Origin of the sequence: Acinetobacter sp. YH12046 (genome assembly GCF_013419905.1) — a bacterium.
Lineage (GTDB): Bacteria > Pseudomonadota > Gammaproteobacteria > Pseudomonadales > Moraxellaceae > Acinetobacter.
The window spans coordinates 1-12,193 of the sequence record NZ_VOZF01000046.1 but is presented as its reverse complement, the minus strand read 5'-3'; the positions used below and the strand labels follow the sequence as shown (position 1 = coordinate 12,193).

6 protein-coding genes are annotated in these 12,193 nt (G+C 42.4%); 3 read left to right on the top strand and 3 right to left on the bottom strand.

All coding sequences use genetic code 11. The features are described 5' to 3' along the window. Nucleotides 1-303 precede the first annotated feature (303 nt). Nucleotides 304-2,034 (bottom strand): dihydroxyacetone kinase subunit DhaK, encoded by a 1,731-nt coding sequence (gene dhaK, locus FTU03_RS15110; protein WP_179993414.1) that lies wholly within the window; start codon nucleotides 2,032-2,034, stop codon nucleotides 304-306. 264 nt (nucleotides 2,035-2,298) lie between these two features. Here dhaK and FTU03_RS15105 point away from each other — a divergent pair, with 264 nt between their 5' ends. Both FTU03_RS15105 and FTU03_RS15100 read left to right on the top strand, forming a co-directional pair. Further along, the gene (locus FTU03_RS15105; RefSeq protein WP_004783047.1) at nucleotides 2,299-2,649 is read left to right on the top strand and encodes an endonuclease domain-containing protein; all 351 of its coding nucleotides are present in this window, start codon (nucleotides 2,299-2,301) and stop codon (nucleotides 2,647-2,649) included. Between the two features lie 42 nt (nucleotides 2,650-2,691). Then, on the top strand, nucleotides 2,692-3,870 hold the full coding sequence (locus FTU03_RS15100; RefSeq protein WP_004783046.1) for a RelA/SpoT domain-containing protein: 1,179 nt from the start codon (nucleotides 2,692-2,694) through the stop codon (nucleotides 3,868-3,870). Nucleotides 3,871-4,037: 167 nt separating this feature from the next. On the opposite strand, the gene metH is transcribed toward FTU03_RS15100, so the two are convergent. Further along, nucleotides 4,038-7,724, bottom strand: a complete 3,687-nt coding sequence (gene metH, locus FTU03_RS15095) for a methionine synthase (protein WP_179993415.1) — start codon at nucleotides 7,722-7,724, stop codon at nucleotides 4,038-4,040. Between the two features lie 516 nt (nucleotides 7,725-8,240). Between metH and FTU03_RS15090 the strand changes: the two genes are divergently transcribed. After that, nucleotides 8,241-9,860 carry an inorganic phosphate transporter gene (locus FTU03_RS15090; RefSeq protein ID WP_179993416.1) on the top strand — a complete coding sequence of 540 codons (1,620 nt, stop codon included), beginning with the start codon at nucleotides 8,241-8,243 and terminating at the stop codon, nucleotides 9,858-9,860. A gap of 524 nt (nucleotides 9,861-10,384) precedes the next feature. Here the strand turns inward: FTU03_RS15090 and FTU03_RS15085 are convergent. Next, nucleotides 10,385-11,926, bottom strand: a complete 1,542-nt coding sequence (locus FTU03_RS15085) for a hypothetical protein (protein ID WP_179993417.1) — start codon at nucleotides 11,924-11,926, stop codon at nucleotides 10,385-10,387. Nucleotides 11,927-12,193: the final 267 nt, after the last annotated feature.

The window sequence follows — 12,193 nt, the reverse complement described above, 5'->3', positions numbered from 1 at the left end:
GTGCTGCAATGCGCAAGCTTATACATCTGTGTTATGGCGTTTTAAAACATCAGACTGCCTATCAAAGAGATTATTTAGTGGTCGAATAATCTCAAAACCTGATTGACTACCAAGACGGTATCTCATCTCCTAAAAGGAGAGGGAATATCTATTCTTAACTTGCTGAAGCAAATAAACATATGTTACTCCTTATCCCTGAGCGAGTTTAAAGCACTGCTTTAAAGGAAGCGCAAGAGAGGATTGGAGTAAGAATATAAATAAAAAGCCCCGAAAAATTTCGAGGCTTTTTTACATCATATAATCTTATTTAATATGCTCAGCAATATCAGTAAAGATCACACCTAAACCATGCGCACCAGCATCTGGATAACCCAGACTACGATCACCCACAGTTCCTGCGCGACCCATACGAGCCACGATGTCTTTGGTTGATTCCGCACCTTGAACTGCTGCTTGCGCACCTAGAACAAAGTTTTCTTTAAAGGTCTTGTCAGTATTCGCTGACCAAGAATCTGCACATGGAACCAGAGCATCAATCAGGGTTTTGTCACCCACGACTGCACCACGGCCAAATGAACGTTCGCCTGTAATCTGAATGCCTTTAACAGCAGCTTGTAGTATGTCAGCAAAATCTGCCACGGTTAACGTGTTTTTACCTTTAATCGATTTGCTTGCTGCACGGAAAGCAGAACCCCAGATTGGACCAGATGCACCGCCACAATGTTCCATGATGATCATTGAACAATTGAGTAAGAAGTCATCCATCTGTTCAGCTTGAACCAGTTCATGCCATTGACGTTTCAGTTGTTTAAAGCCTTTAGCCACACTCATCCCGAAGTCACCGTCACCTGCATGGGCATCCAGCTCACAGAAAGGCACTTCATTTTTAATGATACAGGCACTCATCACATCCACCACATAGCGCATGTTTTCAATGGTGAATTGTTCATTGGCAATCACAGCATGTTCAGGATGTGTTTCAACATCTGTATTTACTGTGCGTACAGCAGCTTGGTCTTTGGCAGCAAACTCAAATGGCAGTGCAGGTGAACCATCCATTTTAAATGCGGGGGTATTGGCTTCTGCATCCAGATAAGTTTTCAGTTCATCATCCACAGCTAGTAGCGAAACTGATGCACCTGCCATGTCGATACTGGTCATGTAGTTGCCGACAAAGGTACGGTAAATTTTGATGCCTTTACTTGCCAGATGTTCACATACATCATTATTGAACACATACAATTCTTGCAGTGGTGTTGTACCAAAGCCATTTACTAGAACTGCAACTTCAGTCAGGTTTGGACGATCCAGAAATAGGTCATCGACAATGCGCTGAGCTAGTTCTTTAGAAGGCAGAATCTTTTCACGACGGATCCCCGGTTCACCGTGGATACCGACGCCGTATTCCATTTCATCATCAGCTAAAGTAAATGTTGGTGTGCCTTTAGCTGGAACGGTACAAGAGGTATAGGCAAAACCAAGGCTAATCACGTTATGCGCAGCTTTTTGAGCCAGCTCTTTCACGCGAGCAAGTTCATACCCTTTAGAGGCAGCAGCACCGGCAATCTTATGCACGAAGATTGTACCAGCAACACCACGACGACCAACTGTATATAGGCTGTCTTTTACTGCGATGTCATCTGCGACTTTTACGTAATCAACCTTGATGCCATCTTCAGTTGCTAATGCAGCGGCATTCTGGAAATTCATCATATCGCCAGAATAGTTTTTGATAATCATCAGGACACCTTTGTCCGTCGCGACTTGCTGCAAGGCTTTATAGACCTGAATTTGTGAAGGTGAGGCAAATACGTCACCACATACAGCAGCATCTAGCATACCTTGGCCAACAAAGCCGGCATGAGCAGGTTCGTGACCGCTACCACCACCACTGATCAGGGCGACATTTTGGTGTTTTTCTTTTCGGGAAATGATTTTATAAGATTCATTAAATGCCAGTTCTGGATGTGCCAGGACAAAGCCTTTGCACATTTCGACAACGATGTTTTCAGCACCGTTCATGAGTTTCTTCATTGGAACACCAATAGTCATTGATTTGGGAGATAATTTTATTGGTCTATTATTCATGAAAGTGATGATTTTTGCAGACTTAAAAGTGTAAAAACGAACAGTCGAGGATTGATGGGTGAGAAAAGGGGCGCATATTTGATAAATTAAATCCCTCCCAACCTCCCTTTAATAAAGGGAGGAGCTGTCACGTAATTTATTTGTTTACATGGAGTCCCCCCTCTTTGGAAAAGAGGGGTTAGGGGAGATTAAAAATAAAAGAGAATAAAAATGAAGCCCTATAATAAAAACTTAAAACAAGCTTCGCGTGATTTACGCAACAACCTGACAGATGCTGAAAAGCTGTTATGGTCACGACTTCGTAATAAGCAAATTCTAGGTTTACAGTTTTATCGGCAAAAGCCAATTTTGAATTACATCGTAGATTTTTACTGTCCTGCTGCCAATTTGGTGATTGAATGTGATGGTAGCCAGCACTTTACTGATGATGGTTTGGAAGCAGATCGGATTCGGGATGAAGCTTTGGCTCAACTTGGGTTGAAAGTATTGAGGTTTGATAATGGGCAGGTTTTGAAAGAGTTGGATGCAGTACTAAACTTGATTATTCAAAATTTGAATTAATAAATATATAATTTAAAAATATTACAAAAGAAATAAATTTAGATGAATTATTCAAATAATCAAGTAGAAAAAGCTGGTGAAGATTTAAAGAAACTTGCGAATGATAAGAGTCATAAGCTAAAAGTGGATACATTGAAAATATTAACTTTTTGGAGGGATAGTCATGTTGTTGCATTAGACAATGCGGAAAAAACAGTAAAAGCTGTTATGAATTCTTCATATAGAAATGTATTTATTGCTAGAAGAATTAAAAGAGCTGATTCAATAATTCGCAAGCTTTCTAGATTTAGTAGGATGAGTCTAAAAAACATGCAGGATATTGGCGGAATTCGGGTAGTCCTAAAAAATATTAAAGATGTAAATAGGGTACTTTCAAAACTAAAAAAACACTCAGACTTTTGTGGAGAAAGTGGAGAGGTACGTTTTAAAAATTATTTAGAAAATCCTAAGCCAGATGGTTATAGAGGAATACATGTTATTGGGAAATTTAAAAATTCAGAAAATATTTTAAGAAGTGTTGAAGTCCAACTTCGCACGCAATTGCAACATAGTTGGGCAACAAGTATAGAGATAGTAGATATATTTAGTAATAATAATTTGAAATTTACGAATGGTCTTGATGAGTGGGCTAGATTTTTCAAACTAGTAAGTAGTCAATTTCATTATATAGAATCTTTGGATTCATTCGCTAAAAATAGCCAAAAAGATCTAATAGAAGAGTATTTAACTAAAGCATTAAAAAATCAAAATATTGCAAATGAATGTATAGAAATAGCTGAATTATTTAATCAAGTTCTGAGTAATCATATAACTATCGAATATAGTTTTAGAAGTTTTGCAGACTCGATAAAATTTATTCATGGAGAACTATCTAAGAAGTCAGTCCAACAGGGATTTTATTTATTAAGGCTTAATTTACGAACTAAGTCAGTTCAACATGAATTTTTTGAAAAAAAAGAACATTCAAAAGCTTCAGAACAATACACTTTATATGAATCAACTTTACAGGCAAATCCTGATTGGATTGTAGCGTTGGTGTCTTCTGATGCTGTTGATGGCATTAAACAAGCTTATCCGAACTATTTTGCTGATTCTGAAGTATTTATTTCATATGTAAAGTTAATAGAAAATGTTGCTAGGGTTGTTTATAAACAAAGATTAGTGGCTTCTAGAATGAAAAGTTTTTTAGGTGATAAAAAATCCCTCCCAACCTCCCTTTAAAAAGGGAGGAGCTGTTATGTAATTAAATTAAAACGTGAAATTCCCCTCTTTGAAAAAGAGGGGTTAGGGGAGATTTAAAAAACAAAAAAATCCCCTCACTCGAGGGGATTTTTTATATTCGATACGAATCGATTCCTCCCCCTTTGAAAAAGGGGGATCGAGGGGGATTAAACCACTGAATCATCCAGATTTGGCGCTAACCAGCGTTTTGCTTCATCCAGTGTCCAGCCCTTACGTTTTGCATAATCTTCCAGCTGATCGCCAGAGATTTTGCCTACGTTAAAGTATTCAGTTTCAGGGTTCGCATAGTAGAAACCACTGACTGATGAAGGTGGCCACATTGCAAAGCTAGAAGTTAGGTAAGTACCCATCTTCTCAGTCGTACCTAACCAGTCAAAGAGTGGCGCTTTTTCAGAATGTTCAGGACAAGCAGGGTAGCCCGGCGCAGGACGGATGCCGACATACTTCTCTTTGATCAATTCATCATTATCCAGAGTTTCGTCAGCCTGATAGCCCCAGAACTCTTTACGGATGCGCTGGTGCAGATGCTCTGCAAAGGCTTCCGCAAAACGGTCACCCAAGGCTTGAACCATAATCGCATTATAGTCATCACCTTTGGCTTTATATTCCTGAGACAGCTCTTCCGCACCGAAGATTGAAACGGTAAAGCCACCCAGATAATCCTGAGCCACATCTTTAGGCGCAATAAAGTCAGCCAATGAGTAGTTCGCTTTACCGGTCACTTTGTCAGACTGCTGACGCAAGTGCTCGAAAGTATGCGTTACATTGCCAGCTTCATCAGTCACTGCAACCGTATCTGAACCGGTACGATTCGCAGGGTAGATACTGAAAGTTGCACGCGCATCGAAACGTTTATTTTCAATGATGTCTTTCAACATCGCCTGTGCTTGTGCATACAGGTCACGTGCGGCTTCACCCACGACTTCATCTTCAAGGATTTTCGGGAATTTGCCCGCAAGACTCCAAGAAATAAAGAACGGTGTCCAGTCAAAGTATTCCACCAAGGTTTCTAAAGGATAGTTGGTGAAAGTTTGTGAACCGATGAAGTTTGGTTTAAATGGTGCATTCTTATCGAAGTCGATTTTAAAACCATTTTCAACCGATTCAGCATAAGACAGTTTCGCTGCTTTCGGTTGCTTGTTGGCAAGACGGATACGAATTTTTTCATAATCCGCTGCATAGTCTGCTGCCAGTTTTGGCTTCATTTCGGCAGAAAGCAATTGAGTCGCCACACCTACAGCACGAGAAGCATCAGCCGTGTAGTACACGCCATCATTCTGGTATTGCGGAGCAATCTTCACTGCAGTATGCGCTTTAGAAGTCGTTGCGCCACCAATCATCAATGGAATGTTAAAACCTTTACGCTGCATTTCTTTAGCAACGAAGACCATTTCATCTAGAGAAGGGGTGATCAGACCAGACAAACCGATGATGTCAACTTTCTCATCAATCGCAGTTTGCAGAATCTTTTCACATGGCACCATCACACCAAGATCAACCACGTCATAACCGTTACAGCCCAGTACCACGCCTACGATATTCTTACCGATGTCATGTACGTCGCCTTTTACGGTCGCCATCAGGATTTTACCTTTGGCTTCACCTTGGGTTTTTTCCGCTTCGATGTACGGGTTCAGCCATGCCACAGCTTGTTTCATGACACGTGCAGATTTCACCACCTGTGGCAGGAACATTTTACCAGCACCGAACAAGTCACCAACGACGTTCATACCCGCCATCAATGGGCCTTCGATTACGTCGAGTGGACGAACAGCTTTCAGGCGAGCTTCTTCAGTATCCTGGTCGATGTAAGTGGTAATACCTTTAACCAGTGCATATTCAAGACGCTTTTCAACGCTTTCATTACGCCATTCAAGGTTTTCTTCCGCTTTTTGTGCACCACCTTGACCACGGTATTTTTCAGCTATTTCCAGCAATTTTTCAGTTGCTTCATTACCGCTTTCACCCTGATTACGGTTCAGAATTACATCTTCAACCGCATCTTTCAGGTCTTTGTCGATGTCATCGTAAATTGCTAGCTGACCAGCATTCACAATACCCATGGTTAAACCTTGCTGAATACCGTAGTACAGGAATACCGCATGGATCGCTTCACGTACCGGCTCATTACCACGGAATGAGAACGATACGTTGGAGATACCACCAGAAATCATCGCATTTGGCAGGTTCTGTTTAATCCAGCCAGTGGCTTCGATGAAATCTACAGCATAATTGTTGTGTTCTTCGATACCGGTTGCAACAGCGAATACGTTCGGGTCAAAGATAATGTCTTCAGACGGGAAGCCAACTTCATTCACCAGCACGTCATAAGAACGCTTACAGATTTGTTTTTTACGTTCAGCTGTATCTGCCTGACCATTCTCATCGAATGCCATCACAATCACCGCTGCACCGTACTGACGGCAGAGGCGGGCACGTTCTACAAACTCGTCATAACCTTCTTTCAGGGAAATCGAGTTAACAACCGCTTTACCTTGGACGCATTTCAGACCAGCTTCAATGATTTCCCATTTTGATGAGTCAATCATGATTGGCACACGAGAAATATCAGGTTCAGATGCCACCAGATTCAGGAAGTGCACCATCGCACCTTCTGAATCGAGCATGCCTTCATCCATGTTGATGTCGATGATCTGTGCACCGGCTTCAACCTGTTGACGGGCAACATCTAGTGCTTCAGCGAAGTTTTCTTCTTTGATCAGACGCAGGAATTTTTTCGAACCGGTGACGTTGGTACGTTCACCGACGTTCACGAATAGTGAATCTTTAGTAATGTTAAATGGCTCTAAACCACTTAAACGACATGCTGGTTCAATTTCAGGGACCTGACGCGGAGCAATACCCTCAACTGCTTGAGCAATCGCGCGGATGTGATCGGGAGTGGTACCACAACAACCACCGGTGATGTTGATTAGACCACTTTCAGCAAATTCTTTAATGAAAGCTGCAGTTTCTTCTGGAGTTTCATCATAACCACCGAAGGCATTTGGCAAGCCGGCATTAGGGTGGGCAGATACAAAAGTATCTGCCACATCAGACACGGTTTTTACGTGTGGACGCATGGCATCTGCACCCAGGGCACAGTTGAAACCAATTGAGATTGGTTCTGCATGACGCATTGAGTTCCAGAACGCTTCCGCAGTTTGACCCGTTAATGTACGGCCAGATGCATCAGTAATCGTACCTGAAATCATGATTGGCAATTCAGTGCCCAGTTCTTTAAACACTTCTTTCACTGCAAAGATGGCAGCTTTGGCATTTAAAGTATCAAATACGGTTTCGATCAGGATGATATCGACGCCACCTTCAATCAAGGCCTTGGTTGATTCGATGTAATTCACTTTCAATTCGTCAAAAGTGATATTACGGAAGGCAGGGTCATTTACATTTGGAGAAATCGACGTAGTACGTGATGTCGGCCCAATCACACCTGCCACAAAACGTGGTTTTTCAGGCGTTGAGTATTTTGCACAGGCTTCTTTGGCAAGACGCGCCGCTTCACGGTTGATCTCAGGAACCAGATCTTCCATGTGATAGTCAGACATTGAAACACGGGTGCCGTTAAAGGTATTGGTTTCAATAATATCGGCACCGGCTTCAAGATATGCTTCGTGAATGCCTTGAATAATCTGTGGCTGAGTCAGCACAAGTAAGTCGTTATTGCCTTTAAGGTCGTATGCCCAATCAGCAAAACGCTCACCACGATAATCGGCTTCTTCCAATTTATGGCGTTGGATCATGGTACCCATCGCACCATCGATAATTAAAATTCTCTTGGCAAGAAGTTCTTTTAGGGTGGCAAGTGTGGACATTCAAACTTTCTCAGTAAGCATCAAAAACGGCAATAATCTTAACAGATTAGTGCGCAGTTTTCTGTAACGCTTATACAGAATGCTGGATATGCTTGATATGAAAATTTGATAAAGAAACTCAAGCCGGTATAGAAAGCTGAAAACAGATGGAAATCTGGAAATTAAAGTTTCTGATAAAAGGGTACGACTGGAAAATAAAATGTAAGCAGCTTTCATCAGAGTGTCATATTACAAAGCTAATCTTTAGCCAAATATGACAGGCTCGGAAATATGACAGCCGGGTAAGAATGATCAGATATATTGCAAAACATGAATAAAGCTGGGCGATTCAAGCGTTTTATTTTTAATAAATAATTGATTATATTTGTATATTTTTAAAATTTAGAGCAGGTGGTTACAGGATAAACGGCAACGAGAAAGTCTAAAAAACTGGTTTATATGACAGCACTTTGTCATATAATTGTCACAATTTAACTGAACAATATGGGGATTCTTGAATCCTCTATTCCTGCTTGCATGAATTCTAATCAAACTCCCTTAGGTTCAGCACAACAGTCGCCTTCTGATAAGCCGGCCAATGTTCATGTGCCCACACCGAAATTTTTTATGCCGGTGTTTCTGACTCTAATTATCTCCACGCTGATCTATATCGGCTTCCAATTGACTTCAGATTTAGCTCATGTCCCACCGATCGGTCTGTATTCAATGCTTCTTTTAGGCACGGCGTTATTCATTGCGCTGGGCTTCGAATTCGTCAACGGTTTCCACGACACGGCCAATGCGGTTGCGACCGTGATTTATACCAATGCATTGTCTGCACCGGTTGCAGTCATGTGGGCAGGTTTTTGTAATTTCCTTGGGGTAATGGTGGCCAGTGGTGCTGTTGCATATGGGATCATTGCATTATTGCCTGTCGAGCTGATTATGAATGTCGGCACAGGTGCCGGTTTCGCTATGGTTTTTGCCATGCTGATTGCCGCGATTCTCTGGAATTTGGGTACCTGGTTCCTTGGCATTCCCGCTTCCAGTTCACATACCCTGATCGGTTCGATTCTGGGGGTAGGTATCATGAACTACCTGTTGAATTCAGGTGGTGGTGCTTCTGGTGTGGATATGGAACAGGTGCTGAAAGTTGGTAAAGCATTGCTGTTTTCACCTTTGATCGGTTTTGCTTTTGCTGGAGTGCTATTCCTGCTGGTGAAAAAGATCTTCAGAAAGCAACTTGAACTGTTTAAGCCACCTGAAGGCAATAAGCCACCACCACCGCTGATTCGTGCCATTCTGATCTTTACCTGTACAGGTGTGAGCTTCGCGCATGGTTCAAATGACGGTCAAAAAGGTATGGGTCTGATCATGCTAATCCTGATCGGTTGTGTACCTTTGGCATATTCATTAAACAAAAATCTGGATGTAGCACATATCCAGTCTTTTGGTCAGTTGTCTGCGCAAACGGCTGATGCGATTTATCCGCAGCATGAAGATATTCCGGACGAAAAAGCACGTGCCATCATCACGACCTACATTCAAACCAAAGAATTGAATGCTGAGGTTGTTCCTGCACTGGCAAGCCTGACAGATCATTTGGGTGATAAAGTCGGTAGCTACAGCAATATTAAAGATGTCCCAGAAACACAAGTTTCAGAATTCCGTAACGACATGTACCTGAGCACCACAGCATTTAAACGTCTGGACAAAGCAGAAGCTTTACCGGCAATGAGCGAGGCTCAGGAAAAAACCGTTGATGAGTATCGAGACAACTTGGATTCATTCCTGCAATACATTCCGACCTGGGTGAAAGTGGCAACAGCCTTGGCATTGGGTTTAGGTACCATGGTGGGTTGGAAACGAATTGTCGTAACTGTCGGTGAGCGGATCGGTAAAGAGCACATGACTTATGGTCAGGGGATGTCTGCCGAACTGGTAGCCATGTCTACGATCGCTGCTGCTGATGGCTTTGGTATGCCAGTATCTACCACTCATGTCCTGAACTCTGCAGTTGCAGGTACCATGGTGGCGAACAAGTCGGGCCTAAACTTTAAAATGGTCAAATCAATTCTGTCTGCCTGGATATTTACACTGCCAGCAACGATCTGTTTATCAGGTGGTTTGTACTGGATTCTTCTGAAAGTTTTCTAAGAAGATTCGATGTAAAAAACGCTGCTTAGGCAGCGTTTTTTTATGGGTGATTTTTATATTTCCTTGTGGAAGATAGGAGTACTCCTCTTCTGCAAGAGATGAGGGATTTAAATAAAAGATGACCCCTCCCTAACCCTCACTTGCGCTGCGCTTTAAAAGCAGTGCTTTAAAGCTTGCTCAGGAGAGGGAATTTCCATTTGGAAGTTATAATAAATCACATGATAATTCCTCTCCCTATGGGACGAGTAGCGCCACTGCGCAAGGGGGAATTATTGAAACCTCTCTCTAACCCTCACTTGCGCTGTACTTTTAAAGCAATGCTTTAAAGCTTGCTCAGGAGAGGGAATCTTCTTGAAGATCCAAAAGAAGTATTAATTTCACAAAGAAAACACCCTCTCCCTATGGGATGAGTAACATTGCTACGCAAGGGGGTGAGGGTAAAGTAAAAATACTTTTTCACTAACCCATATTTGAGTATTACCTTAAAACTTGCTCTAGAGAGAGATCTATCTATTTAAGAAGAATTACTTCTTCAATTTACCTAACAATCCGTTCGGTAGTTTATCCGTTGCAAAACCATACAACGCAGCAAACGGCAATGCTGTACGTGCCAGATAAGCCACACGCCATAAACCGCCATGATTCGCGCCTGACATCATCAATTCAAGTGGGTGATTGAGTTGTACATCAGGATTTGCAACAGACTCAGAGTTGCGTAAGTCATGAATCCACAGGGCTGCCATAATCGCATTAGTGGTTTCAGGTGCAAACGCTTCTACATCAAACAGGCTGGCACCATTAAACGCAGCTTTCAGCAGTGGGTTCTTGGTCACAGAGTAAGTTGTGGTTGAAGGGGCGATATTGATGCTCACTTGCTGCCCGCTGGCACGAGCCAATGTTGCACGCCATTGCTGGATGCGTTTAGCCAGTGCATAGTTCGGACCTTGCTCAATGACCAGACAGTCACAAACACCATAAGACTTATCGCCAACCTTAAACAGATCCTGCTTATTTTTCTGGAAAAAATGCTTGCGTGAGATCAGTGAAATGCCTTTGGTTAAAGTACTTTCCAATTTCGACAACTGCTGGTATTTGCTTTGTGAAGCCTGAACGACTTCTTCTGGAACTGCATATACATCCGTCGGGGTGCACATATACATCAGGCTGGTATTGGCTTTCTGCTTGCTGACATATTTCATAATGGCATCCATCGCCATGGAAACACGTACGTGCTTTTCACCGTCCAGATAAGCAATCGCCGCGAGATCCAGATCCTGTTTGAACTGAATCAGCCATTGGGCAATTTCAGGAATCTGAGTGAGCAGGTTAGCCCCCAGTTTTTCTTTTAAAACTTCCAGTGAAGTATCAGCAGGAAGCGCTTCAACTGATGGTGCATATAAAGTGGCGTTGCCTTGACTTACTGTATCTAAAATCTTGCCCCAGACACGAGTATTCGGCAGGTCAATCGCGACAATATTGGCTTTCCATTTCGACAACCAGGTTAGTGGACCTGCTTCAGAAGCGGCTCCAAATAGAACAGTGGTACGATCGGATAGGTCAAACCATTCCGGATGGGCAATACATTCACGCAGTGCATTGGCATGACTCGGTTCGACGATACCATGCTCTTCCCAAGACTGGATCTGATCCAGTAATGCTTGTCCTTGCAGTTTTTTGCCATGATAGGGCACATACCATTCTGGGGCTTTTTCAGACTGGCCTTTCAGCTGGAAAGTATTCAGGTTCTGCGCTGGTAAAGACATGACATCTTTCAGTAGATGCTTCTGGCCATCACGGTAAAACTCAAAGCTGGCATGTGCAGTTTCTAGACCTTGCTTGGCAATACTTAGTGCTGCACCTGCGGAGCGTAATCCATCTTCAACCAGATGTTTAAAGTGTACTGGATATTGCTTACGCCAGTTCTTTTCCTGCTGTGCTGCAGTAGCATGTACAGGATCGACTGCGGCTAAGGCTTCAGAAATAATGTTACGGCCGATTTTCGATGTGCTTGGTTTTTGTTGTGAAGCAGAAATGGGAAATTGAAGACCGTCTAGGGAAGTGGACATGCAAAATATCTCGCAACTTACAGCAATTAATATACAGATGTATACATTATCGCTGCTAAGTTGCTTCCTGGGTTGGCATTAAATTCCAGTCTTGGGTCTTAATTTATTACTAGATGTTTCAAATAAAAAGGAAGCTTGAAGCCACTGCTGTCCCATAGTTTGCTTTAAATAAAAAAACCTGAGTCCTAACAGTTAAAATATGAGTGCAAACAAACACTTTAACGACCAGGATTCAGGTTTTGTCACATCAGAATACCGTATTTCATG

Bases quoted from the DNA above. Each gene is read 5' to 3' on its own strand.
- dhaK (WP_179993414.1), bottom strand. From the start codon at position 2,034: ATGAAGAAACTCATGAACGGTGCTGAAAACATCGTTGTCGAAATGTGC.
- FTU03_RS15105 (WP_004783047.1), top strand. From the start codon at position 2,299: ATGAAGCCCTATAATAAAAACTTAAAACAAGCTTCGCGTGATTTACGC.
- FTU03_RS15100 (WP_004783046.1), top strand. From the start codon at position 2,692: ATGAATTATTCAAATAATCAAGTAGAAAAAGCTGGTGAAGATTTAAAG.
- metH (WP_179993415.1), bottom strand. From the start codon at position 7,724: ATGTCCACACTTGCCACCCTAAAAGAACTTCTTGCCAAGAGAATTTTA.
- FTU03_RS15090 (WP_179993416.1), top strand. From the start codon at position 8,241: ATGAATTCTAATCAAACTCCCTTAGGTTCAGCACAACAGTCGCCTTCT.
- FTU03_RS15085 (WP_179993417.1), bottom strand. From the start codon at position 11,926: ATGTCCACTTCCCTAGACGGTCTTCAATTTCCCATTTCTGCTTCACAA.